General features: G+C 65.0%; 29 protein-coding genes and 1 tRNA gene. 11 read left to right on the top strand and 19 right to left on the bottom strand.

What is annotated here, in order from left to right:
- The first annotated feature begins 145 nt into the window (after positions 1-145).
- Together NP825_RS05265 and NP825_RS05260 are read left to right on the top strand one after the other, a co-directional pair.
- Positions 146-523, top strand: a complete 378-nt coding sequence (locus tag NP825_RS05265; protein WP_257549086.1) for a DoxX family protein — start codon at positions 146-148, stop codon at positions 521-523.
- Between the two features lie 95 nt (positions 524-618).
- Positions 619-882 carry a DksA/TraR family C4-type zinc finger protein gene (locus tag NP825_RS05260; RefSeq protein ID WP_257549084.1) on the top strand — a complete coding sequence of 88 codons (264 nt, stop codon included), beginning with the start codon at positions 619-621 and terminating at the stop codon, positions 880-882.
- A 61-nt stretch (positions 883-943) separates the two neighbouring features.
- On the opposite strand, the gene NP825_RS05255 is transcribed toward NP825_RS05260, so the two are convergent.
- Positions 944-1,918: a DUF6607 family protein gene (locus NP825_RS05255; protein ID WP_257549082.1), complete on the bottom strand. Its 975-nt coding sequence runs from the start codon at positions 1,916-1,918 to the stop codon at positions 944-946.
- 19 nt (positions 1,919-1,937) lie between these two features.
- Positions 1,938-4,196 (bottom strand): TonB-dependent hemoglobin/transferrin/lactoferrin family receptor, encoded by a 2,259-nt coding sequence (locus tag NP825_RS05250; RefSeq protein WP_257549080.1) that lies wholly within the window; start codon positions 4,194-4,196, stop codon positions 1,938-1,940.
- A 174-nt stretch (positions 4,197-4,370) separates the two neighbouring features.
- Here NP825_RS05250 and NP825_RS05245 point away from each other — a divergent pair, with 174 nt between their 5' ends.
- Genes NP825_RS05245 through NP825_RS05235 form a run of 3 tightly spaced genes read left to right on the top strand, consistent with a single transcriptional unit; the run spans position 4,371 to position 7,247 of the window.
- On the top strand, positions 4,371-5,345 hold the full coding sequence (locus NP825_RS05245; RefSeq protein ID WP_257549078.1) for a toll/interleukin-1 receptor domain-containing protein: 975 nt from the start codon (positions 4,371-4,373) through the stop codon (positions 5,343-5,345).
- Position 5,346: 1 nt separating this feature from the next.
- Positions 5,347-6,357, top strand: coding sequence for a hypothetical protein (locus NP825_RS05240; RefSeq protein WP_257549076.1), 1,011 nt, complete (start codon positions 5,347-5,349; stop codon positions 6,355-6,357).
- Positions 6,354-7,247, top strand: coding sequence for a hypothetical protein (locus NP825_RS05235; RefSeq protein ID WP_257549073.1), 894 nt, complete (start codon positions 6,354-6,356; stop codon positions 7,245-7,247). The genes NP825_RS05240 and NP825_RS05235 overlap by 4 nt, the downstream gene beginning before the upstream one ends.
- Positions 7,248-7,294: 47 nt before the next feature.
- Here NP825_RS05235 and NP825_RS05230 read toward each other — a convergent pair whose 3' ends face one another.
- The 9 genes from NP825_RS05230 to NP825_RS05190 form a co-directional block, all read right to left on the bottom strand.
- Positions 7,295-8,302 (bottom strand): PhoH family protein, encoded by a 1,008-nt coding sequence (locus tag NP825_RS05230; RefSeq protein WP_257549071.1) that lies wholly within the window; start codon positions 8,300-8,302, stop codon positions 7,295-7,297.
- Positions 8,302-9,651 (bottom strand): tRNA (N6-isopentenyl adenosine(37)-C2)-methylthiotransferase MiaB, encoded by a 1,350-nt coding sequence (gene miaB, locus NP825_RS05225; protein ID WP_257551311.1) that lies wholly within the window; start codon positions 9,649-9,651, stop codon positions 8,302-8,304. The genes NP825_RS05230 and miaB overlap by 1 nt, the downstream gene beginning before the upstream one ends.
- 38 nt (positions 9,652-9,689) lie before the next feature.
- Positions 9,690-10,577 carry a 1-acyl-sn-glycerol-3-phosphate acyltransferase gene (locus NP825_RS05220; protein ID WP_257549069.1) on the bottom strand — a complete coding sequence of 296 codons (888 nt, stop codon included), beginning with the start codon at positions 10,575-10,577 and terminating at the stop codon, positions 9,690-9,692.
- Positions 10,549-10,971 carry a Fur family transcriptional regulator gene (locus NP825_RS05215; RefSeq protein WP_257549067.1) on the bottom strand — a complete coding sequence of 141 codons (423 nt, stop codon included), beginning with the start codon at positions 10,969-10,971 and terminating at the stop codon, positions 10,549-10,551. The genes NP825_RS05220 and NP825_RS05215 overlap by 29 nt, the downstream gene beginning before the upstream one ends.
- A 134-nt stretch (positions 10,972-11,105) precedes the next feature.
- Entirely contained in the window at positions 11,106-11,537 is a 432-nt protein-coding gene (locus NP825_RS05210) for a MucR family transcriptional regulator (protein WP_257549065.1), read from the bottom strand.
- 126 nt (positions 11,538-11,663) lie between these two features.
- Positions 11,664-12,125 carry a GNAT family N-acetyltransferase gene (locus NP825_RS05205; RefSeq protein ID WP_257549063.1) on the bottom strand — a complete coding sequence of 154 codons (462 nt, stop codon included), beginning with the start codon at positions 12,123-12,125 and terminating at the stop codon, positions 11,664-11,666.
- The gene (gene tsaB, locus NP825_RS05200) at positions 12,122-12,748 is read right to left on the bottom strand and encodes a tRNA (adenosine(37)-N6)-threonylcarbamoyltransferase complex dimerization subunit type 1 TsaB (protein WP_257549061.1); all 627 of its coding nucleotides are present in this window, start codon (positions 12,746-12,748) and stop codon (positions 12,122-12,124) included. The genes NP825_RS05205 and tsaB overlap by 4 nt, the downstream gene beginning before the upstream one ends.
- Positions 12,741-13,334, bottom strand: coding sequence for a malonic semialdehyde reductase (locus tag NP825_RS05195; RefSeq protein ID WP_257549059.1), 594 nt, complete (start codon positions 13,332-13,334; stop codon positions 12,741-12,743). The genes tsaB and NP825_RS05195 overlap by 8 nt, the downstream gene beginning before the upstream one ends.
- A gap of 28 nt (positions 13,335-13,362) precedes the next feature.
- Positions 13,363-13,941 carry a NifU family protein gene (locus NP825_RS05190; RefSeq protein ID WP_257549054.1) on the bottom strand — a complete coding sequence of 193 codons (579 nt, stop codon included), beginning with the start codon at positions 13,939-13,941 and terminating at the stop codon, positions 13,363-13,365.
- 62 nt (positions 13,942-14,003) lie between these two features.
- Between NP825_RS05190 and NP825_RS05185 the strand changes: the two genes are divergently transcribed.
- The 4 genes from NP825_RS05185 to NP825_RS05170 all read left to right on the top strand — a co-directional run bounded on the left by NP825_RS05185 (position 14,004) and on the right by NP825_RS05170 (position 17,061).
- Entirely contained in the window at positions 14,004-14,876 is an 873-nt protein-coding gene (locus NP825_RS05185; RefSeq protein WP_257549046.1) for a hypothetical protein, read from the top strand.
- 74 nt (positions 14,877-14,950) lie between these two features.
- Positions 14,951-15,026, top strand: a tRNA-Thr gene (locus tag NP825_RS05180).
- Between the two features lie 167 nt (positions 15,027-15,193).
- A complete protein-coding gene (locus NP825_RS05175; protein WP_257549040.1) occupies positions 15,194-16,516 on the top strand; it encodes an integrase arm-type DNA-binding domain-containing protein in 1,323 nt (440 codons plus the stop codon).
- A gap of 134 nt (positions 16,517-16,650) precedes the next feature.
- The gene (locus NP825_RS05170; RefSeq protein WP_257549037.1) at positions 16,651-17,061 is read left to right on the top strand and encodes a hypothetical protein; all 411 of its coding nucleotides are present in this window, start codon (positions 16,651-16,653) and stop codon (positions 17,059-17,061) included.
- A gap of 31 nt (positions 17,062-17,092) precedes the next feature.
- On the opposite strand, the gene NP825_RS05165 is transcribed toward NP825_RS05170, so the two are convergent.
- A protein-coding gene (locus NP825_RS05165; RefSeq protein ID WP_095387322.1) for an IS3 family transposase occupies positions 17,093-18,264 on the bottom strand; the annotation gives its coding sequence in 2 pieces (ribosomal slippage) (positions 17,093-18,000 and positions 18,000-18,264; 1,173 coding nt in all).
- A gap of 66 nt (positions 18,265-18,330) precedes the next feature.
- Here NP825_RS05165 and NP825_RS05160 point away from each other — a divergent pair.
- A complete protein-coding gene (locus NP825_RS05160; protein ID WP_257549035.1) occupies positions 18,331-18,708 on the top strand; it encodes a polyketide cyclase in 378 nt (125 codons plus the stop codon).
- Between the two features lie 12 nt (positions 18,709-18,720).
- Here the strand turns inward: NP825_RS05160 and NP825_RS05155 are convergent, their stop codons facing one another.
- Both NP825_RS05155 and NP825_RS05150 read right to left on the bottom strand, forming a co-directional pair.
- A complete protein-coding gene (locus NP825_RS05155; protein WP_257549033.1) occupies positions 18,721-19,641 on the bottom strand; it encodes a nucleotidyltransferase and HEPN domain-containing protein in 921 nt (306 codons plus the stop codon).
- A gap of 90 nt (positions 19,642-19,731) precedes the next feature.
- Positions 19,732-20,007 carry an RNA polymerase sigma factor gene (locus tag NP825_RS05150; protein WP_257549031.1) on the bottom strand — a complete coding sequence of 92 codons (276 nt, stop codon included), beginning with the start codon at positions 20,005-20,007 and terminating at the stop codon, positions 19,732-19,734.
- A gap of 728 nt (positions 20,008-20,735) precedes the next feature.
- Between NP825_RS05150 and NP825_RS05145 the strand changes: the two genes are divergently transcribed.
- Entirely contained in the window at positions 20,736-21,911 is a 1,176-nt protein-coding gene (locus tag NP825_RS05145) for an alpha-hydroxy-acid oxidizing protein (protein ID WP_257549029.1), read from the top strand.
- Between the two features lie 173 nt (positions 21,912-22,084).
- Here the strand turns inward: NP825_RS05145 and NP825_RS05140 are convergent, their stop codons facing one another.
- From NP825_RS05140 to trbF, 5 genes are read right to left on the bottom strand one after another with little or no spacing between them, the layout of a single operon-like run.
- A complete protein-coding gene (locus tag NP825_RS05140) occupies positions 22,085-22,318 on the bottom strand; it encodes a helix-turn-helix domain-containing protein (RefSeq protein ID WP_051035681.1) in 234 nt (77 codons plus the stop codon).
- A gap of 4 nt (positions 22,319-22,322) precedes the next feature.
- Positions 22,323-22,535, bottom strand: a complete 213-nt coding sequence (locus tag NP825_RS05135) for a DUF2274 domain-containing protein (RefSeq protein WP_058454876.1) — start codon at positions 22,533-22,535, stop codon at positions 22,323-22,325.
- Positions 22,528-23,766 (bottom strand): TrbI/VirB10 family protein, encoded by a 1,239-nt coding sequence (locus NP825_RS05130; protein WP_058454877.1) that lies wholly within the window; start codon positions 23,764-23,766, stop codon positions 22,528-22,530. Before NP825_RS05130 ends, NP825_RS05135 begins: the two co-directional genes overlap by 8 nt.
- Complete coding sequence (trbG, locus tag NP825_RS05125; protein WP_058454878.1) at positions 23,763-24,614, bottom strand: P-type conjugative transfer protein TrbG; 852 nt, start codon at positions 24,612-24,614, stop codon at positions 23,763-23,765. Before trbG ends, NP825_RS05130 begins: the two co-directional genes overlap by 4 nt.
- Positions 24,611-25,453: a conjugal transfer protein TrbF gene (gene trbF, locus NP825_RS05120; protein WP_058454879.1), complete on the bottom strand. Its 843-nt coding sequence runs from the start codon at positions 25,451-25,453 to the stop codon at positions 24,611-24,613. The genes trbG and trbF overlap by 4 nt, the downstream gene beginning before the upstream one ends.
- Positions 25,454-25,456: the final 3 nt, after the last annotated feature.

Below are 25,456 nucleotides of genomic sequence, written 5' to 3'. Positions count from 1 at the left end.
GCGACGTGAAAAAATCGGATCGCGATCGCATTTTCTGGTCGTGCCACGCCAAAGTGCTGGAAACGCACCGTTTCATATAATGCGCTTTGACGGCCCGCGAAGCTGCACTAGCATCGCACCGTCTTTCGACAGGAGGGGAATGGTGATGAAGTTTCTCGATGGATTTGGCAAACAGGCCTATGCGCTGCTGCGGATCGTGGCGGGGCTGCTGTTCCTCGCGCACGGGGTGCAGAAATTCTTCAATTTCCCGGTCGATTTTCCAATGCCGCTGAACCCGATGCTGCAGGCGGCGGGAGTGATCGAGCTGGTCGCGGGCGGCCTGATCGTGATCGGCCTATTCACCCGCCCCGCGGCCTTCATCGCCAGCGGCATGTCGGCGGTCGGTTACTGGATGGTCCACGGCAGCAAGAGCTTCTTCCCGATCGTCAACGGCGGCGAAGCCATCGCGCTCTATTGCTTCATCTTCCTGTTCATCGCGACGCGCGGCGCGGGGATCTGGAGCGTTGATGGCGCGCGGAAATAAGCAACGCCTCGCTCGCCCGCCTTTGCCCGGCGGTTTAAAAATCCCTTACGGCTTCCTATCTGGAGCGAGACAGGATTTTTGAACAGGAGGCCGGAGTGGCTGGCGGTTGGACGCGCGACGGTGCGGTTCAGGAGCAGATCGACGACACCGTGACCGATGCGGTGCTGAACGCGCGGCGGGCGATGCCCGCCGGCGAGAGCGCCCGCTATTGCCGCGAATGCGGCGAGGAAATCCCCGAACGCCGGAGGCTGGCTCTGCCCGGCGTGCAGACCTGTGTCCCGTGCCAGTCGGGCCGCGACACGGCGAGAAAACATGAGCTGTTTAACCGCCGCGGCAGCAAGGATAGCCAGCTTCGCTGAAAGAAGGGGCGGCCCTTGCAGAGCCGCCCCAGTCACGGGCTTCACATGGTGGTGAAGTCGGTCAGAGCCTGCGCGTATTCGCCTCGATCAGCTTCTTCGCTTCGGCGATCGCCTTTTCGGTGGTCAGCTTCTTTTCCTGCACCTCGTCGGCCATGCTCAGCAGGCGGCCGCTGATGACGGTGCCGGTCTCGGCCTCCTCGTCGATCGCGATCCCGCCCTTGGTGGCGGCGACGCGGTCCCATTCGGCGCGGACGGCGGCCCAGTAATCCTTGGTCGCGGCCCAATAATCGTCGGCGGCCTTCACGTCATACTGATCGTATTTGATATAGGTGTTGAGGACATATTCCTGGACGATCGGCACCAGCTTGCCGTCCTTGATCCCCATCTTCGTATTGTCCTGCCAGTGAATCCAGCCGTCGGGGGTCGGCTGGTGGCGGTTGATCGAATAATAGCGGTCGTAGACGGGTTTGCGTACCGCGTCGCGGCGCGCGAGCGGACGCCACGTCCAGTTGGAGCGCCAGCGGCGGATGCCCGCCTGCGTCTCGAACTGGCCCCATCCGCCATAGCGCGGGCTGTCGTCGACCTGATACACCGTCTGCGACCAGCGGCCAGTGCGCATCTTTTCGGGGACGGCTTCCCAGGTCCATTGGTTGCGGTCGGAATAGACGAGCAGCTTCGCGGGCTCATATTCCCAGTCCTGGCGCCAATGCTTGATGATATGGCTCTTGCCCTCGTCGTCGGTGATGACGAGCATGTGCTGAAGGATGATCTTGCGGCCACTGTCCTTGATGACGCGCACGACTTCGTTGCCGCCCGAGCGTTTGGGTTCGAGCGGGGTGTAGTCCTTGTCCCAGCGCGTCGACTCCTGCATGTTGAAGCCAACGTGGTAATTGCCCGCCATGGCAAGGATGTCGGCGCGGTCCTGCTCGAAGTTGGCGGCGGCCTCTTCGGCCGCGATCGGCGGATGCGCGGCGGCGGGAACCGCAGCACCGAGCAGAAGCAGCGCGGCGGCGATCGAGCGACAGGTCTTTTTCATCGGTGCAGTCCTTCGGGGGTCAGAAGCGATAGCTGAGCGACACGCTCGCGTTGCGGCCGGGCTGGGTATAGGCGTCGGCGCTCGCGGGCGGGACGAGCAGCCCCGGCAGCGCGGGATCGGGCGGGCTGAGCGGGACGAGCGCGAGCCCGCGCACGTCGCTCCACCAGCTATATTTCTTGTCGAGAATGTTGAAGATGCCGCCGCGCAGCGTCAGTCCATCGGTGATCCGCACGAAAGCGGTCGCGTCGAGGATAGTGAAGGCATCGGGACGGAAACATTCGGCAGAGCAGACCCCGGCAGCACGCGACGCCTCCTTGCGGCCGCTGTGGGTCATGATGATCTGGCCGCCGAAGCGTCCCGTGGGCTCGCGGTAGCCGACGCCGGCGACGAGCTTCACCGGATCGATCGTCGACAATGGCGTGCGCACGCCGTCGGGATCGATCTGGTTGCCCTTGGCATAGGATAGGGCGAGCGTCGCAAAGAGGCCGGAGGACGCCCGCCCCTCGAACCGTGCTTCCGCGCCTTTGACGCGGACACGATCGAGATTGATGAATTGATAGACTGCCGGATCGGTGGGCGTGAAGCTGCCGCTCACCACCTCTTGGCTGATGAAATCCTTGTAACGCGCCGAAAAGGCGGTGAGGTCGAGGCTGACATGGTCGCTGTTGAAGCGCAGTCCGCCCTCGAAGCTCTGGCTGCGTTCGGGACCGAGATCGGGATTCGGCTTCGACGTGTAGCCATAGGTCAGATTCTCGAAGAACTGGTTGACCTGCCCCGGCTCGGGCGCCTTGAAGCCCGTCGCATAATTGGCGAACAAGCGCACCTGGTCGGTGACCTTCCACACCGCGCCGAATTTCGGCGACAGGCGCGAATCCTTCTGCCCGGCGCCGGTGAAGCCCGGCAACAGCGCGTCATTGCGCGGCGACAGATCGTACCAGTCGAAGCGCAGCGCCGGATAGAGCAACAGGCGGCCGTCGGCGATCGAGATTTCATCGCCGACGAACAGGCCGGCGCGGGTGAAGTCGGTCGTCGGGAAGGCGCGGCTCGGGAAGACGTCGGGCGGCGTCGGCAGCACGCCATCGCGCAGGCCGCGCTGGCGTGTCTTGCTGATGTCGCCGCCGAAGACGAGGCGGTGGCCGATCGCGCCGGTCGCGAAATCGGCGCGCGCATCGGCGGCGGCGCCGAAGACGCGGTTTTCGAAAGTGTTGAGGCGTTCGCGGTCGGCGGCGGGGGTGCGGTCCTCGTCGGTGAACTGCACGTCCTCGCCGTCCTGCCAATAGAGCGCGACGCGCGCGAAATCGATCGCGCCCTCGCCCTGCCAGCTCCAGTCGAGCGACACGCGCTTGCGCTCGCCGGTGTCGATGCCCTGCAGCAGTTCGACCGTGGGGCTGAGACTGGAGAGGCCGTCGGTGAAGAGGTGGGTGCCGAGATATTCGCCGGTCAGGCGCAGCTTGTGGCCGTTCGCAGGATCGTAGACGATGCGCGCGAGCGCCGCGTTCGAGCGGCCGTCCTGCGGGTTGGGCCTGGTGCGCGCGGCGCCGGTGCCGCCAACGGTGCCCTTGTTGTCGAGTTCGTTGAAGTCGCGGCGAGTATAGGCGGCCATGACCGACCAGTCACCGCTGCGTCCCGCCAGGATCGCGGTCTCGCTGAACTCGTTATCCGCGCTGCTGTAGGCGGCGCGGACGAGACCGCCGACGGCTTTACCGGTTTCGAGAAAGTCGGATGGGTCGGCGGTGATGAAGCTGACCGCGCCCGCGAGACCATCGCTGCCGTAGAGCGCCGACGAGGGGCCGCGCAAAATCTCGACCGATTTGATGAGGCCGAGGTCGACATAGTCGCCGCGCCCGACATTCTGCGCGCCGAAGCTGAAGCCGTCGGGAACGCGCACGCCATCGACCTGGATCAGCACGCGGTTGCCGCCGATACCGCGGATGTTGAAGCCGTCGTTGCCCGCGCGGCCGGTCGCGCTGAGCGCCGCGTTGAAGCGTGCGGGCTGGCGCTGGACGCTGACGCCGGGCTCGAAGCGAACGAGGTCGCGGATGTCGATGACCAGCTCGTCGGCGATCTGCTCGTCGCTCTTCACGGTGACGGTCGATGGCACATCTTCGGCATTGGTCGCGATACGCGTCGCGGTGACGACGATCTGGTTCTTGCGTGCGAGCCAATATTCGCCGTCATTGTCCTGCGCGAAGGCCGGCTGCGCGGCCGCGGCGAGCGCAAGGCCCAGCGCGCTGCCGGCGGCAAGACGGGTGGCGGACGGCGAGCAATGGCTAGACAAAATTCTTCCCCTGATAATTTGCGAGTGATTCGCAATAGCGTCGCTCTAGGGGCACGGATTCGCAGGGTCAAGTTTTATGCTATTGAGAATCGTTTGCGTATACCAATTCATCGGGAAAAGTGACGATTGCCCTGCCCGCTTCCGCACGGCATGATGGCGACAGGGGGAAAGATGATGCCGTCGCAGGTCTTCATCAGCTATTCGTCGAAGGACCGCACCATCGCGAATATGGTGTGCGCGCTGCTCGAGGCGCGCGGCCATCGCTGCTGGATTGCGCCGCGCGACATCGTGCCCGGCACCTCGTGGGGCGAGGCGATCATCGACGGGCTCAAATCGTCGACGGTCTTCGTCCTCGTCTTTTCGAGCCACGCCAACACATCGCCGCAGATATTGCGCGAGGTCGAACGCGCGGTGCACCTCGGCCTGCCGATCATCCCCTTTCGCATCGAGGATGTCGTCCCCGAGCGCAGCCTCGAATATTTCATGAGCGTGCCGCATTGGCTCGACGCGCTGTCGCCGCCGGTCGAGGATCATATCGCCCGGCTGGGCGATGTCGTCGCGATGCTCGTCGAAGGCCCGAAAACCGACTATCTTCCCGGCAAGCCGCGCGGGGTTAAGCGCTTTAGCTGGAACAACGGGCTGGTGCGCGCACTCGCCGGCGGCGCGGGGCTGGCGCTGCTGCTGCTCGCGGCCTGGCTCGGCGGGCTGGCGCCGCCGGGGTCGGCGATCGGCTGGATCGCTCCGCTGCTCGCGCTCGCCATCCCGGCGGGCGTCATCGGGAGCGGGCAGGTCCGGCTATGGGCTGCGCGCGGCGTGCAGGCCGCGCTGCTCGCGCTGCTGCTCGCGGCGGGCGGCGTCTATGGCTGGGCCTCATCCTCCTATATCGTCGCGGGGGAGAATGGAGCGCCGCTGGTGCGCGGGACCACATGCACGCCCGACGCGAAATTGGTGTTCGAGAGTGAGTGCCCCGACCTCCCCTCCGATGCGCTCGCCGATGCCGCCTATGATCCCGCCGCGCTTTGGACCGCGGCCTCGATCGGGCAGGTGAAGCTGATGCTCGGCGGTGCGTGGGCAGCGATTGCAGCGGCGGCGGCGCTGCTCGTTTCGGGATGGCTTGGCGGGCCGCGGCGGCTGAAGCAGGAGGATTGAGATGCGAAAGGCGCGGATGACGATGCTGCTGGCGGCGCTGACGTCGCCGGTGACGGTGACGGCGAAGGAGCCGATCGACGCGGCCGGGCTGAAGGCGATCGAGGCGAAGGTGGCGCGGCAAAGCTGGTATCCCGACGGCTATTACGACATCCGCATCGCCGCCGAGGGCCAGATGGCCGATTTCCCGCGCGACAATCTGACAATGGACTGGGGCGACGGCGAGCCGCCCTCTTATGACGTGATCGACTGCAACGCCGAATATGTCAGCCTCGACGATACCGACCCGCTGACCGCGCGCTACGGCGGCGTCGCGCTGGAGGTGGCGCGGCTGCGTGCCGAGTTCGAGCGGATGAAATATCCGCTCGCCGTCTATGCCGAGCCCCTGCTCGCGTTCGAAAAGGCGAAGATCGAGGAGGCGAAGGCGGCGCCCGAACCGATGACCGACGAAGAGATCGAAGCGGAAAATGCCGCCGCCGATGCCGCCACCGAGGCCGCCGACGAAGCCGCCGCCGAGGCGGCAGCAAGCGCAGCCGACGCCGCGGCAAGTGCGGCCGCAGACGCCGCGATGGAAGCCGACGCATCGGATGCGGCGGCGGAACCCGCCGACGGGGGCTATTTCGAAAATGATCCCTATCAGCAGCTCGCCAAGGCGGTCGAGGCGAACCGCCAACGTCTGGCACCCCAGCTCCCCAAGGTCGTTGCCGACGGCGGTTGCGGCGCGGGCGAAGGCAGCGCGGTGATCGTCAGGACGTCGCCGCCGCAAGGTGAGGTGCTGCTGATCAACGCCTTCGCCTTCAAGGTCTGCACGCGCAAGAAACCCGACCCGTGGGACCGCTTCGCGTGCAAATGGAACGAGGTCGAGACCGGGGTCGAGAAGCGGCTTTCGGGGCGTTATGTCTATCAGGTGAAATGGCCCGACGGGGCGGTGCGCAAGGGCACGCGCGAGATCGTCCCCAATTATGAGGACGAGGATGTCGCGGCGGTCGTGACCTTCAAGAAGACGGGCAGTTGAGGATGATCGGCCGGATGCCGCTCGCGCTGCTCGCGCTCGCCGGCCCCGCTGTCGCCGCGGCGCAGGATCCGGCTGTCGCCGACGCCGCGGGAATGAAGGCGATCGAGGCGAAGCTGCCGAAACAGAGATGGTATCCGGACGGCTATTACGAGGTGCGGGTCGCAGCCGAGGCCGAAATCGCGGAAGTTGCCGAGGTTCCCGAGCCGGGACAGGGCGAGCCCTATAATCTCATGACCTGTGGCACCGATACTCCCGGCGTGGATGCATCCGACCCCGCCTTGCGCGATTACGGCGCCATCGCGCTCGACACCGCGCGGCTGCGCGCCGCGCTGGTCGCCCGGCATTATCCCGAACGGCTGTTCGCCGCCCCGCTCGCGGCGTTTGAACGCGAGCGGCTCGCCGGCGTCCGGCCGAACGACGCTCTCTATGCCGACCTCGCGGCGGCACTCGACACGGCGCGGGCGGCTTCGGCGCCCGACCTGCCGCCGGTCGTCGCGGTCGATACCTGCACACCACCGCCGCCGCCTCCACCCCCGCCTCCTCCGCCACCCGCAGCCATGCCTTCTCCGCCGCCATCCGCAGCGCCGCCGCCGAGGCCGACCACCGCCGTTCCGCGCCGCGCGCCGGGCGTGACCTTCGTCACCCAGCCGCCCGCGGGCGAGGTGCTGATGATCAGCGCCTTCGCCTTCAAAGTGTGCGTGCTCAAAAAGCCCGACCCGTGGGACCGTTTCGCTTGCCGGTGGAACGAGATCGAGACCGGCGCCGCAAAGCCCATGTCGGGCCGCTTCGTCTATCAGGTCAAATGGCCCGACGGCACGGTGCGCAAGGGCACGCGCGAAATCGCTCCCGGCGGATCGTCGATAGTGACGTTCAGGAAGGTCGGCAGCTAGAGCGCGATCATTCTGATGACGGGAAGGTAGTCCAAACTGATCCCGCCCTAACTCCCTGGCCCCTCATAAGCCTCGACGATCCGCCCGACGATCGGATGGCGGACGACGTCGGCGGCGGTGAAGCGGCTGACGTTGATGCCTTCCAATCCTTCGAGCCGCGCGACCGCGTCGGCGAGGCCGGAGGTTGCGGGCACCGGCAGATCGACCTGCTTGGGGTCGCCGCAGATCACCATGCGGCTGTTCATGCCGAAGCGGGTCAAGAACATCTTCATCTGCGGGATGGTGGTGTTCTGCGCCTCGTCGAGGATGATGAAGGCATCCGCCAGCGTCCGCCCGCGCATGAAGGCAAGCGGCGCGATCTCGATCTCGCCGCTCGCGATGCGGCGCTCGACCTGCTCGGCGGGCAGGCAGTCGTGGAGCGCGTCGTAGAGCGGGCGGAGATAGGGATCGACCTTTTCCTTCATGTCGCCGGGGAGGAAGCCGAGCTTCTCCCCCGCCTCGACCGCGGGGCGCGAGAGGATCAGGCGCTGGACGCTGCCGGTGATGAGCTGCGCCACCGCCTGCGCGACCGCGAGATAGGTCTTGCCCGTCCCCGCCGGGCCGAGCGCGAAGATCACGTCGTCGCGCGCGAGCGCCTGCATATAGGGCACCTGCGACGGCGCGCGCGGGACGATCGTCTTCTTACGCGTGCGGATCATCACCGTCGGCGTTTCGCTGGCGTCGTGGCGGATGATGCCCGCGAGCGTCGGCTGTGCCGACATCGCGATCACCCCGTCGACGAGCCCCGCGTCGACCTCCTGCCCCTGTTCGATACGGTTATAGAGTTCGGTCAGCACGTCGCGCGCGCGGGCCGCGGCCTCCGCCTCGCCCTCGATCTGCACGCGGTTGCCGCGCGCCGAGATATAGACGCCGAGGCGGTTCTCGATCGCGACGAGATTGCGGTCGAACTCCCCAAAGAGGATGCCCAAAAGCTGCGTTCGCTCGAATTCCGCGGTCAGTCGGACGCGGTCGCCGGGTTCGGCGGGGGTTGCGGCGGTCAGCGGGCGTTTGGACATCAAGCCTCCTGCAATTGGCGCAAAATCGCGCCCAGACTGTTCGGACCTGCCGAAATGATTTCGACATCGACCATATCGCCGATCGCAAGCCCGGGCGCGGTGACATGGACCGACTGAAGCCACGGTGATTTGCCGATGAGTTGGCCGTCCAGTTTGCCCTTGCGTTCGAGGAGCAGACGCGTGGTGCGGCCGACGGTCGTTTCGTTGAACGCCTGCTGCTGCTCGTTGAGCAAGGCCTGCAAGCGCTGGAGGCGGTCGTTCATCACTGCTTCGTCGATCTGCCCGTCCATCGTCGCGGCGGGGGTGCCGGGGCGGCGTGAATATTTGAAGCTGTAGGCCATGGCGTAGCGCGTCGCGCGGACGATATCGAGCGTCGCCTGGAAATCCTCCTCGCTCTCGCCGGGGAAGCCGACGATGAAGTCGCCCGAAATCGCGATGTCGGGCCGCACTTCGCGGACGCGTTCGATGACCTTGAGATAGCTCTCGACACTGTGGCTGCGGTTCATTGCCGCGAGGATGCGGTCGCTGCCCGCCTGGACCGGCAGATGGAGGAAGGGCATCAGCTTCTCGACCTCGCCATGCGCCGCGATCAGGCTGTCGGTCATGTCGTTGGGGTGGCTGGTCGTGTAGCGGATGCGTTCGAGGCCGTCCTCTTTCGCGAGTTCGCGGATCAGGCCGTCGAGGCCGATCGCCCTGCCCTTGTCGTCCTCGCCCTCCCACGCATTGACGTTCTGCCCGAGCAGCGTGATTTCGCGCACGCCGCCCGCAACGAGCGCGCGCGCCTCGGCGATCAGGTCGGCGAACGGCCGGCTGATCTCGGCGCCGCGCGTATAGGGAACGACGCAATAGGTGCAGAATTTGTCGCACCCTTCCTGCACGGTCAGGAAGGCAGTCGGACGCTGGCCGCCGGCGCGTTTCGGCAGTGCGCCGAACTTGCTGTCGAGCGGCATGTCGAGGTCGATTGCTTTCTCGCCGCGTTCGGCGCGCGCGATCAGATCGGGCAGGCGGTGATAGGCCTGCGGGCCGACGACGACGTCGACCGACGGCGCACGGCGCGCGATCTCGGCGCCCTCGGCCTGCGCGACGCAGCCCGCGACCGCGATCGTCGGGGTGCTGCCGTCCTCACGCTTCAGCCGGCCGATGTCCGAATAGACCTTTTCAGCCGCCTTCTCGCGGATGTGGCAGGTATTGAGCACGACGAGGTCGGCGTCGGCGCCCTCGGCGGCGGGCATATAGCCCTCGGCGCCGAGCATCTCGGCCATGCGCTCGCCGTCATAGACGTTCATCTGGCAGCCGAAGGATTTGACGTGAAAGGTCTTGGGGGCGGGTGCGGACATGGCGGCCCCGATAGAGGAAGCAGGCGGGGATTTGAAGGAGATTCGGCCGGTCATCCGTCGCCCTCGATACTCGCAGGCTGATAGCGGACCGGCGCGACATAATGCGGAAAAGGCCGCAGCGGCTTGCCGAGCGTCGCGACCAGCGCCTCCTCGATCCGCCGCCGTGCTTCGGCGGTGATCGCCTTGCGGCCGGGAAAGTCGCGCGGGTGAAAGGGTTCGAGAAAATGGATGTCGAGCCGGAAGGTGCCGGGGCGCGCGAGGATGCGGCGGGCATTGTCGATCCCCGCCTCGTCGCCGATCCAGCCGATCCACTCGGCGATCGGCCCGTAATCGAGCATCACCGGCTGGACGAGCACCGCGGGCGGCGGCGGATCGAGCACCTGCATCATCGAGGTCTTGAACGGCAGCAGCGACTGGCCGTCGGTCGTCGTGCCCTCGGGGAACACCGTCACCGCCCAATTGTCGGCGAGCGCCTCGCGCAGCAGGTTGATCTGGTCGGCGACCCCGCCGCGATCCTCGCGGCTGACGAACACGGTGCGGTTGAGGCGGCAGAGCCAGCCGATCACCGGCACCCGGCCCAATTCGGCCTTGGCGACGAAGGCGGTGCCGCTCGCCCCCGCGAGCGACAATATGTCGACCCAGCTTATATGGTTCGAAATGAAGAAGACGTCGCGCCGCAGCGGCGTCCCGTGCCGCACCACCCGCGCGCCGGCAATGCGCGCGGCGAGGAACAGGAACAGCTTCGGAAAGGGCGAGCCGTAGCTGACGAACCGGTAGAGGTAATGGAGCGGCACCAGGACGAGGAGCGAGAGGAGAAGCAGCATCACGCGCCACGCGATGCGCGCTTTTCCCCTCAGCGAAATCGGCGCCGGCTGCCCCGCCGCGATCGCGGCGCGCGCTGCGGCCGGATCAATCCTTGCGGTCGAGCCGGACGCCATAAAGCTCCATGCGATGATCGACGAGGCGGAAGCCCAGCCGTTCGGCAATGACCTTCTGCAACGCTTCGAGTTCGGGGTCGACGAATTCGATCACCCTTCCCGTCTCGACATCGATCAGATGGTCGTGATGCGCCTCGGGCGCGGCTTCGTAGCGCGAGCGGCCGTCGCCAAAGTCGTGACGATCGAGAATCCCGGCCTCTTCGAATAGGCGAACGGTGCGATAGACGGTTGCGATCGAGATACCGCTGTCGATTTTCGACGCGCGTTCATAGAGCGTCTCGACATCGGGATGATCTTCGGAATCGGAGATGACGCGGGCGATGATGCGGCGCTGCTCGGTGATGCGCAGCCCCTTTTCGTGGCACAATGCTTCGAGGTCGATGGTTCCGGACATGCGGGCCTTTCCTGCCTTATGCAGTCGTGTCTTTCCTTATGCCAACTGTATAGGCACGGCCCGCAGATAGAACAAGGGCGGCACCCGCAGGCGCCGCCTCGCTGCCTCTCCGATCGGGCCGATCGCCCTTCAATTCAGGCCTTGCGGCGCTTGCGTCCACCGCCGCGCCCCTTGGTGCCGAGGCCGATTTCCTTTGCGAGCGCGCGGCGCTTTTCGGCATAGGCGGGCGCAACCATCGGATAGTCGGCGGGCAGCCCCCATTTGGCGCGATAGTCGTCGGGCGTCATGTTGTAATGCGTCATCAGGTGACGGCGCAGCATCTTCAGCTTCTTGCCGTCCTCGAGGCAGACGATGTAGTCGGGCTTCACCGACGCGCGCACCGACACCGCCGGCACCGGCTTTTCCTCGATCACCGGCTGCTCGCCAAGGTTCGACAGCGCCGCATGGACATTGTTGATCAATATGGCGAGGTCCGAAATGGCGACGCTGTTGTTGCTGACATGCGCCGCAACAATATCGGCGGTCAGCGTCACGAGCATTTCATTGGTATCGGCTTGATCCGACATGGGAGGAGTTTCCTTTTCTACGAGATTCCCAGAAGAGCGGGCGGATTATAGTGCGGCATTAGTATCGAGGCGCGATTCATGCCATTCTGGATGTAATTTCGCAATCACCGATTTCGGCCGCAAATCCTAGCGACAGCGCATGGTTATCGCATCGCGCACGACCCCGTCGCCGCCGCGATAATAAGCTGGACGGCGACCGCATTCCGAAAAACCCGCGCGCTCGTAAAGATGAACGGCGTCATTATCGGCCCGCATTTCGAGAAAATACTCCTCGGCGCCTTCTTCCTTCGCCCAGGCCATCCAGTCGTCGATCAGCATCCGGCCGACCCCACACCCCCGCGAGGCCGGGTCGACCGCCAGGAGGAGAAGCTCGCTTTCGGGCCCGGCCAGGCGCGCCGCGGAAAAGCCGCACGCCGCATCGCCGTCCCAGGCGAGACAGACACGCGCCGAAGGAAGCGCGAACAGGGTAAGAAGCTGCGCGGTGCTCCACGCCTCGCCATAAGCGGGATCGAAGGCGGCCTCCATCACGCGCATCGCCGCCGACAGATCGCCGACGCGGGCGGTGGCGAGGCGTATCGAGCGGCTCATACGGCCGCCATCGGCTTGGCATCGGGCGCGCGGCCGTAGATCGGGCTGGGGTCGGCGAAGAGCGCGCCGACCGGCAGGTTCGGGAAAGCGCGAGTGTCGGGCAGGACGGCGATGGCGCGGCCGCTGCCACGGCGCGCGACGAACGCCTCGGCGCGGTTGCCGATCACCAGTTCGTCGCCGGCCCGGATCGCCTCGTCGGGAAGCAGCGAACGAAGATCGGCGCGCGGCGTCAGGTCGGCGGCGAAAGGCTGGACGAACCATTGCCCGTGCCCGCCCTCCATCACGATCAACGCGCCGCCCGCGGCGGCGATCGCCTCCGCGGCGCCCGCGGCGACGAGCGCGAGGGTCGAAAAGCCCTGCACCGGCACACCCCAGCCGAGCGCGAGCGCGCGCGCCGCTGCCACACCGATCCGTACCCCGGCGAAGCTGCCCGGACCGCAGCCGACCGCAATCGACGCCGCGTGGCCGCCATCGGCGAGTTCGGCGATCAGTGGGACGAGCCGTTCGGCATGGCCGCGTCCGATCACCTCATGTCGGAAATCGACGACGCACCCATCCTCGACCAGCGCGACCGAGCAGGCCTCGCTGGCGCTGTCGATGACGAGCGTTCGTCCCTCAGGCAATGCGGTTGAAACGCTCGAAATCGGGGCGCGGGCTGCGCTCGAAGATGCTCGCGGGATCGCCATAGCCCAGCGTCGAGATGAAATTGCTCTTCACGTGCGGCGTGTCGCCAAAGAAGGCGGCGTCAACCGCCGCATTGTCGAACCCCGACATCGGCCCGGTATCGAGCCCCAGTGCGCGCGCCGCGAGGATGAAATAGGCGCCCTGCAGACTCGAATTGCGGAAAGCGGTGGTCTCGGCCAGCGCTTCGTTACCGACGAACCAGCTCCGCGCATCGGTGTGTGGAAACAGGTCGGGCAGATGTTCGAAGAATTGATGGTCCATCGCGATGATCGCGGTGACCGGCGCCTTCAATATCTTGTCGGCATTGGCGGGCATGGCGATTGCAGCAAGCTTCGCCTTCGCCTCATCCGATACGCACCAGATGATGCGCGCCGGCAGCGCATTCGCGCTCGTCGGCCCATATTTCATCAGATCCCAGATCGCGCGAAGCTGATCCTCCGACACCGATCGGTCGAGATAGAAGTTATAAGTGCGCGCGGTGCGGAACAGTTGGTCGAGAGCGCTATCGGAAAGCGGCTCGCTCATCGAGGTATCTCCTGGCTGAAAGTCTGGATCAGACGGCGTGGACTGCCGTTACCTCGGGCACATAATGTTTCAAGAGGGCTTCGATGCCATTTTTCAGCGTCGCGGTCGACGACGGGCAGCCCGAGCAGGCGCCCTGCATCTTGAGATAGACATTGCCCTTGTCGAAGCCGCGATAGATGATGTCGCCGCCGTCGTTGGCGACCGCGGGGCGGACGCGCGTCTCGATGAGGTCCTTGATCTGCTCGACGATGTCGGCGTCAGCCGGATCGTCGGCAAAACCGCCCTCCTCCTCGCCGGGCACGCTGATCCCCGCGGCGCTCGCGGGGTTGAAGAGCGGCATGTCGGCGAGGAAATGGTCCATCACGATGCCGAGCACGTCGGGCTTCGCATCGGCCCATTCGGCGCCCGGCGCGATCGTCACCGACACGAAATCGCGGCCGAAAAAGACGCCGGTGACGTCGCCGAGTGCGAACAGCGCGGTCGCGAGCGGCGAGGCCTCGGCCTCTTCGGGGCTCGCGAAATCGCGGGTTCCCGCCTCCATCACCGCCCGGCCGGGCAGGAATTTGAGCGTCGCGGGATTGGGCGTCGATTCGGTTTCGATCAGCATGAAGCGCATGTGGGACGCCGCGGGGCTTTGTGCAAGGTTGCAGGCTTAGCTATGGCCTTCCAATGCGCCGTTTCACCCATTTCGCCGCGCTCGACTGGTCGGGTGCGCGCGGCCCGCGCCAGCGCGGGATCGCGCTGGCGGTTGCGAGCGGCGCCGCGGCGCCCGCATTGGTGCGGCCGGGGCATGTCTGGTCGCGCGCCGAGATATTGGCGTGGCTTGAAGAGATTGCGGCATCGCGCGCCGACATGCTGATCGGCTTCGACTTTTCGGCAGCTTTCGCCTTTGCTGATCGCGGCGCCTATTTCCCCGAATGGACCGAAAGCCCCGCCGACCTTCCGGCGCTATGGGCGCTGGTCGAGACGCTCACCGCTCGCGACCCGCATTATGAAGTCGCCAGCTTTCTCGCTCACCCGGAAGCGCGGCGCCATTTCCGTCATGGCCAGGGCGATGTCGGCGACCTTTATACGCCCGGCGCCGGGCGGCTGCGCGTCGTCGAACAGCATCAGCGCGCAACGCGGCAGGCCGCGAGCGTCAGCAATTTCAACCTCGTCGGCGCGGCGCAGGTCGGCAAGGCGAGCCTCGCGGGAATGCGCCTGCTTCAGCGCGTGCATGGCCGCATCCCGCTCTGGCCGCTCGATCCCGTGCCGCCCAGCGGCCCGCTGCTCGTCGAAATCTACACCAGCCTCGCCGCGCGCGCGGCAGGAATGCCACCGGGGCGCAGCAAAATTCGCGACGGCAAGGCGCTCGACGCCGCCCTCGCCGCACTCGGCTCGCCGCCCGCCGGCGTGACGGGATCGATGAGCGATCATGCCAGCGACGCGCTGCTGACCGCCGCCTGGCTGCGCGCGATCGCATCGGACACGGAGCGCTGGTCGCCTGCGCCGCTTTCCGACACGCTCGCCGCGACCGAAGGCTGGACCTTCGGCATAATCTGACGCCTTCACCGCCCGCATTTTTCCGGCCACCGGATATTTCCATATCCGGCAAAAATGCTCTAGGGAGACCGCGCGCCGGCTTAGCTCAGTTGGTAGAGCAACCGCCTTGTAAGCGGTAGGTCGTCAGTTCGAGTCTGACAGCCGGCACCAGCACCCCCTTGAAAGACAAGGGCTTTTTGCTCGCAAACCCGCACAAAAGCTGGTAAAATCGACGCCTCGGCCGTCCGAGGATGTCCCCCTTTGTTCCGCACCGTCCGGGCCATTTGGGGCCACCAGAAGGGGGGCCACCCCGTCTCAACAGCTCGTGGCCCCAAATCATGCTTTCAGTCACTCAGATTCGCGCCCTCAAGCCCAAGGCCAAACCCTACAAGGTCGCCGACGCAAAAGGGCTCTTCCTTCTCGTCCAGCCGTCGGGCGCGCTCCTCTGGCGCGTCAAATATCGCTTCCACGGTATCGAGCGAAAAATCTCGCTCGGCCGCTTTCCCGACGTCAGCCTCAAGGAAGCGCGCGAGAAGCGTGACGAGGCCCGCGCCAAGCTCGAAGACGGCATCGACACCTATGTCGAGCGCCGCATCGCCAAGATCGAGGCGAAGACCGCTGCCGAGTCGACGTTCCGGTTCGTCGCCGACGAGTTCCTCGAAAAGATGGAACTCGAAGGTCGGTCGCCGCTGACGGTCAAGAAGAACCGCTGGTATCGCGACCTCCTCGATCCCGATATCGGCCGGTTGCCGGTCGCTTCGATCACCCCGCAACTGCTCCTCGAATCGATCAAGCGGGTCGAGCGGCGCGGACACCATGAAACCGCCCAGCGTCTGCGCGCCTTCGCGTCGCGCGTCTTCCGCTATGCCTGTGCTACCGTCCGCGCCGACCGCAATCCGGCTGAAGTCCTGCTCGGCGCGTTCGTTACTCCCACCCGGCGCCATCGCGCCGCAATCCTCGAACCGACCCACGTCGGCCAGTTGCTGCGCGCGATCGACGGCTACGACGGTCGCCCGGAAACCCGGCTCGCGCTCCAGATCATTCCCCATGTCTTCCTGCGTCCCGGCGAACTCAGAAAAGGCGAATGGGACGAAGTCGATTTGGAAACAGAGGTTTGGCGCATTCCGGCCGCGCGCATGAAAATGAAGGAAGAGCACGTCGTTCCCCTCTCCTCGCAGGTCATCGCCCTGCTGAAGGCGCTGAAAGCGATCGGCAATCCAAGCAAATATATGTTCCCAGCCTATCACAGCCTGCGGCAACCGATGTGCGACGGCACGCTCAATGCCGGGCTCCGCCGCCTCGGCTATCACAAGGACGAGATCACCTCGCACGGGTTCCGCGCGACGGCAAGCACGCTCCTCAATGAAACCGGGCTCTGGCATCCCGACGCCATCGAGCGCGCACTGGCGCACAAGGATTCGGATCGGGTTCGCGCCGCTTATCACCGGGGAACCTATTGGGATGAGCGCGTCAGGATGAATCAGTGGTGGTCGGATTATCTAGACCGGCTTCGCGACAATCTGCCGACCGACGATCTTGGTTCCGACGCGGGAGCCCCCACCGAGCGGCGGTCGGAAACGCTCAACCCATCACAAGGCCAAATTATCGCCTTTCCGAAGGCTAATCGCCGCTCGGCTTGGGGGAGTTCTTTACCCAAATAGGCGCTTCGGCGCTCAAAGAATTATTCGAAAAGCGTGCGCTGATCGGTGCCTCATAAGGCTTCGCTCACCCGACCGTAATATTTACAAGATTGTAGGAACCTAAATGGCATGGCATCGAGGCTAGGGAGGTTCTGATGGCGGGCACGATTCAAGCAATTCGCTTTAAGCAATGGCTGCCGGAGTGGGATCACTTCGACTTCGATCCTGCTCAGCACAGGCGCAAACCTGACGAACATATTCTCCTGTTCTCGATGCCAGCAGTGCAATTGAGAGCCTTAAGTGGCGTATACCGTCGCACGCGCGATCACGAAGGTGGCGAAGGTCTTCAGCGCCTCCACGATCCCAAGCGCTCAGCCGCTATACGCGATTTCGTTCGCTTCGGACATCCCTATAGCGGCCTCCCAATCGCGGCGCGGGACGACGCTTCCGCAGCCATGCGCAAACCCGGCTGGCTCCCCACTGCCATTGTCGTCAACATCCTCACTAAAGAGGACGAAAGACGAGGTCGCAAGGTTGCCACGTCCGACTTAGTCTCGATCAACTGACCGGCCCCCACCGAGTGGTCCGCTGGGATTGTTAGTGCATTGACGCGTCCATCGCCAGTGTTGGCCGCAGGTGGAGCGAAGCGGAACCGGCGGGCGACACTGGCGATGGAACGGCCTCCGGCGCCGGTGGTCGATATCCCAGCGAGCTGTGCGGCCGGACGGTGTTGTAATGCCGCCGCCAAGCCTCGATCAGGATCCGGGCCTCCGCGAGCGAGTAGAAGATCTCGCCGTTGAGCAGCTCATCGCGCAGGGATCCGTTGAAGCTTTCACAATAGCCATTCTCCCATGGCGATCCGGGCGTGATATACAGCGTCTTCACGCCGATCTGGGCGAGCCATTGCTGCACCGCCGTCGCGATAAACTCCGGGCCGTTGTCCGACCGGATATGCGCCGGCGGCCCACGCGTGACGAACAGCTCGGCCAGTGCCGCGAGCACGTCGTCGCTCTTGAGCTTACGCGCCACCGGCAACGCCAGGCACTCCCGGCTCGCCTCGTCGATGATCGACAGGATCCGGTATTTGCGACCATCGTGCGTCCGGCCCTCGACGAAGTCGTAGGACCAGACATGGCCGGGATATTCTGGCCGCAGCCGGATGCACGATCCGTCGTTCAGCCACAGACGCCCGCGCTTCGGCTGCCTTTGTGGCACCTTCAGCCCTTCGCGGCGCCAGATACGCTCAACCCGCTTGCGGTTCACATGCCACCCCGCATCGCGTAGCAACGCCGTCACCCGGCGATAGCCATAACGACCATATTGCCGGGCCAGTGCGATGATATCCTCAGTGAGGGCCGCTTCGTCATCCGCCCCGCGTGGCGCCTTGCGCTGCGTCGATCGGTGCTGCCCGAGCACGCGGCACAGCCGCCGCTCGGACACCGGCATCATCATTCTGATGTGGTCGATACAGCGCCTGCGGCGTGCGGGGCTCAGAAGTTTCCCCGGGCAGCCTCCTGCAGGATCAGCTTGTCCAGCGTCAGGTCCGAGATCGCACGACGAAGCCGCGCATTCTCCTTCTCCAGATCCTTCATCCGACGCGCCTGATCGGTCTTCAGGCCGCCATATTCCTTGCGCCACCGATAATAGGTCTGCTCGCTGATCGCGATCCGACGACACGCCTCGGCGGTCGTAGCGCCCTGCGCAAGCACAACCTCCGCCTCACGTAGCTTGCCGATAATCTCTTCCGGGCGATGCTTCTTGCTCGGCATTCTATATCTCCTTCGTCGTCCAAAATATCATCAATTTTGGACCACTCAGAAGGGGGCAGATCAAGCGTGTCGATCGACTGCCAGTGGCAGGCGCTCTACGAGCGTATCTGGCGCCCAGAATTCTTCCCGAAATGGGCCTCCGGGCTGTCGGAAGCCGACCTGCGCAAAGAGAGTGGAGCATGGGTTGCGACGGGTCCGGAAGGGCCGGTTCGCATCCGGTTCACGGCGCATAATGCCTATGGCGTGATGGATCATTTCGTCGAACCGGGCGACGGAAACGAGATCCATATTCCGCTGCGCGTGATCCGGAATGGCGACGGCGCCGAGGTGCTGCTGACGCTCTATCGCCAGCCCGATATGGATGACGAGCGGTTCGCGGCCGATGCCGAATGGGTCCATCGCGACCTCGCCGCGCTCAAGAAACTGGTCGAGGAAACGCGCTGACGGAACGGGCCGTCAGTTCGAAGCGACGGCCTTTTCGAGGGCGGCGATATGCTGTTCGCAGGCCTCCTTCACGAGCTTTTGCAACAGTTCGATCCGTTCACCGATCCATTCCAGTTCCTGCGGCGTGATCTTGTAATGCGGCGAGTAGCGCGCGTTGACGTAGGCCTGTCGCAGCAGCTCGAAACAGCGCTGGGCGAACTTAGTATCGCGGGGCCAAACCTGAATCAGGTCGAACAATAGAGGCTCCGCCTGACCGCGCAGAAAGTTCAGCCGGTGCGACTTCGGGCTGTAGAGAGCGAGCGTGAGAAGGACGCAGTGATAGAAGCGCTCCGTCGCTTGGTGCAGGTCGAATGCCGCCTCGTTCGTATAGCCCTTTTGCATCGCGTTTTGGGCCAGTTCGAACCGCCGTGAAGCACTCAAGAACCATTCCCTGAAGTTCTTCCGCGCCTCTTTCAGCGTGGCTTCTGGTGTCAAAGGCTTGGGCTGTTCGAACGGATGATCTTCGGCCCCGTAGAGCACGATCCCCTGTTCATAGATGTCGATGAAGAACGGCCGACCGCGCTGGAGCTGGTCATTCACATCCTGCAAACTGTGAACGATGAAGTTGACCGGCGCCGAAATCCGCTTCGATATCGTCACCTCGCGAAGAAGATGATCATCGGCCTTGGCCCAATATTCGACCGTATCAGTCAGGCGATCGTCGTTGACGACGACGAGGATATCATAGTCCGAGAAATAGCCGCCAACGGGGTCTTCGACCCAATTACCGCGTGCATAGGAACCGTAGAGGACGACCTTGAGGATACGCCCCTGCTTCTTCCATTTCTGCGTGGCGAGGCTGGTAGCGTCCTCGAACTCGGCGAACAGGATTTGGACGATCCGTTCGAGATCGCGGCGTTTCCGGTCGGGCAGATGATCGAGGCTCGTTTTCATTTCCGATCCTGACTCGCGTTATTTTCGCCGCTTGCCAAGCCCATAAAGCTCTCATGCCGTTCGGTCTTCGCCGCGCGGCGCGATGACTTTTCAATCGGGAAGAGCGCGGGCGATTTGTGTCAACGCATAGGCAAAGCGGCCCTGCACCTCAGGTATCGGAAGGGATAGTCGCCGGGCGATTTCGACGACCGAAAGATCGTCACGCCGCGCCATCAGGAAGATGGTGCGATCGGTTTCGGAGAGGGCCGCAAGCGCCCGGTCGAAGCGGTCGGCCCGCTCGCGATCCCGCGCGGTCTCGATGCCCAGCCTCCAGCGCAGCGCCGCCAGCCTGTAGCCGATCCGGCGTCGGAAGCGATACCTGCGCATGGCCCTTCCCTCCTTCCTTCAACCGCAATCGGCCCCGGCGAAGCGGGGTGGGCGGCAAGAGCGAACCGGCAGTCCCGCCCATGAAGGCGGGCCGCACCGGGAGGCCGGAACGCAGTGGAGGACCCGGGCGCGCAGCGTCCGGGTTGCGGCACGCCGGGGCGGGACTAGAGGGCAGCGACGCCCACCCCGCTTGGCCGAGGCCGACACGAGCAACGCCATCGCGCGGGACGCGCGATGACATTTTTCCCGTCAGGGATCGTTACCCGCATGGGCCGAGACGGTGCAACCGACTCGGTGGAGCGAAGCGGAATAGACCCCGGCCGCCCGCACGGGCGGGACGGCGAGCCGAACAAAGCCACTTCCTGCGCTCGCCCAGAAAAAGGCGCTTGAGGTCGCGCGGGCATCAGTTCGAGTCTAAAATTTGCTGAAATTTTTCCGGGGCCACGCTGGGGCCACGACTTTTCGAACTATAGATAATTGTTTATTTTCAAGTCATTCCAGCCGAATTGAGGAAACGACAGCCGCACCAGCAGCCCCTTGAGACCCATGGGTTTTCCCGTAAATCAGCGGCTTGCCGTCAACCGGCCGAAGCGCATTTACGAGCTGGACGGCAAAGTCGATATGGGTGGCTGTGGCAATAATCCGATCCGGCTTGTTTATCCGGCATTCGCACGCTTCTTTGCCGGAGCGAGGTCGTTCAGGACGAGACAATAGATGGGAGAATGCGCATGACGGGTTTCGGAGGCTATCAGAACGAGATTTACGGCGCTGGCTTGCAGGGCGTGCTGCCCACGATCCCGGTCGACGCCGCAAATCTCGAAGCCCGCGCGACCGCGGCCATGTCCGAGAGCCTGCGCAACTATGTCCAGGGCGGCTGCGGCGACGAGCACACGCAGAACCTCAATTCCGCCGCCTTCCGCCACTGGGGGCTCGTACCGCGGATGATGGTCGACGCGACCGTCCGCAATTTGTCGATCGAGCTTTTCGGTATGTCCCTCCCCACCCCGCTGTTCATGGCGCCGATCGGCGTCACGGGAATGTGCACTCCCGATGGGCATGGCGACCTGCACGCCGCGCGCGCGGCGGCGGCGACCGGCGTGCCGATGATCGCCTCCACCCTCGGCAACGACCCGCTCGAAGATGTGGCGGCGGCAATGGGCGATACGCCCGGGCTGTTCCAGCTCTACACGCCGAAGGAAAAGGAACTTGCCGAAAGCCTCGTCGGCCGCGCCGAGCGAGCGGGCTACCGCGCGATCGTCGTCACGCTCGACACCTGGGTCACCGGCTGGCGCCCGCGTGACCTCAACAGCGGCAATTTCCCCCAGCTTCGCGGCCATGTTCTCCAGAATTATTTCGGCGACCCGGTCTTCCGGAAACTTCTCGGCAAGCCCGTCGAGGGCCATCTTGCCGAGGCGATCGGGCTATGGAGCCGGCTGTTCGGCAAGGTGCTGACGTGGGACGACATGGCGTGGCTTCGTTCGATCACCTCGCTGCCGATCATCCTCAAGGGCATCTGTCATCCCGACGACGCGCGGCGGGCGATCGATACCGGCGCCGCAGCGATCTATTGCTCGAACCACGGCGGACGGCAGGCGAACGGCGGCATCGCCGCGATCGACATGCTGCCCGCCGTCGTCGCCGCGGCGGGGGACACGCCGGTGCTGTTCGATTCGGGGGTGCGCTCGGGAAGCGACGTCACCAAGGCTCTCGCGATCGGCGCCCGCGCCGTCGGCATCGGGCGCCCCTTCGCCTATGGCCTCGCGCTCGGCGGCGCCGAGGGCGCGGCGCACGTGCTTCGCTGCATCCTCGCCGAGGCCGACCTGCTCATGGCGGTGAACGGCTATCCGACAATCGCCGATCTGAAAGCGGCGGACATCAGACGCGCCGGAGCAGGAGACTGTTAAGGGATAGAGCGTCTTTGGTAGCGGAGGAGGGATTCACACGAAAAACATAAGATACTGATTTATAACAACGTTCTTGATCGTCGTGCCGATAATTCCGCTCAATCCACCCCCAATTTTACCCCTTCGCGACAGGCCGTGCCGAAATATCGACAGGCCGACATGCGCGATCCCTGCTACGCCCGAGAACGCGGCTGTTTACAGTGTGATCGCAGAAAGGACCGCAGACTATCGACAAACACCACGGTTGCACGGCCGACCTTGGCTGCCTCGATGTCGCCGGAAGCGATGAGCTGGTAGATCTTGGATTTGCTGAGCCCCGTCATCCGTACTGCGTCGGGAATGCGAACGCTTATCGGCCCAATCGGGGGCGCGTCGTCGCCATTCGTTGCAGGCTGCCGGGCCGACATCGGACTATTTCTTACGTGCCCGGCTGAACGAGCGGTCGCTCGCCAGGAAGCCGCTAAGCATGAATGGAATGAGGTCCGGTACGGACTCGCGTCGGCCGTAGGCCGCCTCATAGGCCTCGGCGTAGTCGTTCAGCGCTTCGATGAGATCCGGCATGACGTTGATCGTGATCTTAACCGGCGTCCGATCGGGCAGCCTTGGCAGCTTCAAATCAGCCATGACGGCCTCCCCAGGGTCCGGGCAATATGATGTCTTTGTGCACGACCACCCGTAGCGGCCAGCCGGGGCGAACGCGCAAGGTCGGCTGGATATTGAGATTGCGCGTGACGAGCTGATCGCTGGCGCGCGCGCCGCTCTGCTGCGCTGACTCGCGGATCGCCCGGACAAGGTCGCTTTCGGTGCTGCCGAAGCTCAATTCAGTGCCGACGCCCAGCAATGTCGACAGGGCGACGCCCTTCAGAAGCTGCCAAGTATGCCGGTCGATCCGGTCGGACAGACCCGCATAGCCCTGCGTATCGGTCGCCGGCACATTGTCGATACGAATCGACGAGCCGTCGGGCAGGATGATCCGCTGCCAGACGACCAGCGCACGGCTCTGCCCAAACGCTACAACGCTGTCGTAGCTGCCGATCAGCCGCGATCCTTGCGGAATGAGCAGACCGCGCCCGGTCACACTGTCATAGACGTTCTCCGTGATCTGCGCGGTGACGAGCCCGGGAAGATCCGAGTTGAGCCCGGTTATGAGGCTCGCGGCAATGATGCTGCCGGCCTGCAAGATCCAAGGCGATACGGACTGCGCCAGCGCGTGCGGATTGATGTCGTCGTCGCGATTGGCGCGGCCGACCAATTCGTTCTTGCGCCCCTGGGCGTTAGGATCTCGGTCAGGGTCGAGGAGCGGCTTGGCAGTCTCGGCCGATGCTGGCGGAACACTTGCATCGGTAGTCACCGGTGCAGGGGCGGCGGCGCGACCGCCGCCCGCCAATTGCAGCATGACGCCAGACTCGCGTGCGGCCTTCTGCTCAGCGGCGATGCGCTGGCGCTCGGCTTCGGCTTCCTGCGCGGCCCGGCTCACCGCATCGGCAGCGGGGTCAGGGGGAACCATCCCGCCAAGCTGCCGCTGGCGCTCGAGGATCGGCCGCCCGAGATCACCGGGAAGCGGTGGCCCGAGCTTCGGCACGTCGCCATAGCTCGTCGGCGCGCCCGCGAGCGCATCAGGCGGCGCCTTCGCGCCAACCAGCTTTTCATCGCTTGGTGCGATCAGGCTCAGGGTCGCGGGCTTGAGCGCCAGCCAGGCGACGCCGATGATCGCGGTCGAGCCGGCGGCAGCGATGGCGACGATCGCACCGCGGCGAAAACGGGTGACGCGGCCCGGCGCCGCGCGCAGAACGAGCGTTTCGGGGTCGGCTTTGGGCGCCGCGATCGGCGCGGAAGAAGCGGTTGGATCGGTCACGCGCCCCTCCCGGCCTTGCGCTGCCGGCTCTTCGGCTGGGCGGCGGTGATACGGACAATCTGCTGTTTCTTGCCGCCAAGGCGCAGCTCGGCGACACCGAACAGGCGGTCGACCACATAATAGCGGCCGGCGACGCGATAGTTGACGAGCTGGGCCTCGCCATCCTCGCCAATCACGAACAGCGGGGGCGCCTCACCCACGGCGATCGCGGGCGAGAACTCGATGTAGGTCTGCCGCCCATCGTCGAACGCGCGCAGCGGCCGCCAGGCCGGCTTGTCGCCCGAGATCGCATAGTTGAAGTTGAGGCTTTCGACCGAGAGGCCCGACGCGATCGGCGTCGCCGCCACGGCTGCATCCCGCTGACGCCGGAGCGCGATCAGCTCGTCATGTGGATAGGTCCAGGAGATCGCCGCCATCGCGGTCGCGGGCGTGCTTTCGAGCTGGAGATGGTAGGTCCGGCGATCGGTAGCAATGACAAGGTTTGTGCGTAGGCCCGCCGAAAACGGCTTGACGAGGATGTGCACGCGCTTGCTTTCGCCGATGCCGCTGGTGGTATCGCCGACAGTCCAGCGCACGGTGTCGCCGGCGGCGACGGACACAATCGTTTCGCCCGGCTGCAAGGCAATGTCGGTGATGCGCTCGGGCGCGGCATAGAGCCGGTAGAGCACGCCTTCCGCCCAGGGATAGACCTGGACGGCATATATATATCCCGCGCTCGACGGCTCGCGCAGTGCCGCCCGGTTGGCGGCAGTGACGCGCGCGGTCGGTGACGCGGGTTCGCGGCTCTGCGCAGCGGCGGGCATGGCAAGCGCCATCGCGCTCGCCGCCAGGATGAGGGCACGGATCATTGGTCGGTCCTTTCGGGGGATGGTGCGGCTGCGGGTTGAGCAAGGGTCGGATCGAGCGGCGAGCCCAGCGGAATGTCGGCGGGCGGCGCGACCGGGAGTGATTGTGCGGGATCGGGCACGGCCGATGGTTGCGGCGAAGGTGGCCGGTCCTGCGGCGTTTCCAGTTCGCGGCTCCAGTCGATCGCGTCAACATAGAGACCGAGCGGGTTTTTTCGGAGCACATCGGCCGAGCGCGGCGGCTTGATCTTCACCGTGAGCATCGCCGTCCAGCGTGACGTGCTGGCGAGGCTTCCCCGCTCATATTGCTGCTCGGTCCATTTGACCTGGAAGCTCGTATCTGACGCGCGGACGATGCTCGTCACCTGCACCGAAACCGTCTTGCGCCCGACATCGGCGAACGGATTGGAGGTGCGGGCATATTCGCCGAGGAACAGTGACGCACGTTCGGTCGCGAAATCATAGGCTGATAGCCAGTTTTCACGCATCAATACCGGATCGAGCGAGCGCGCTCGAACGCCGGTGATGAACCGGCCGAGGAACCATGCGATCTGCGGATCGGTCGGCCGATAGTCCTTGGCGGCAGGCGCGACGGCCTGTGCTTGCCCGAGTGCATCGACCTCGACCACATAGGGCACGACGCGGCTTTGCATCGATTGCCAGACCAGCGCGCCCGACAGACCAGTGGTCAGGAACAGGCCGCCGAAGGCCATCAGCCGCCAGTTCTTCGCCTGTGCGCGAGCCGAGCCGATACGCTCATCCCAAAGCTGGCCCGCTCGTTGGTAGGGTGTCTCGGGTTCGGGCGTTCGCCCATAGCGCTGCAATGCGCGTCGAAATTTCATCGC

Origin of the sequence: Sphingopyxis sp. DBS4 (genome assembly GCF_024628865.1) — a bacterium.
Lineage (GTDB): Bacteria > Pseudomonadota > Alphaproteobacteria > Sphingomonadales > Sphingomonadaceae > Sphingopyxis.
This window is presented reverse-complemented; position numbering and strand designations above follow the sequence as displayed.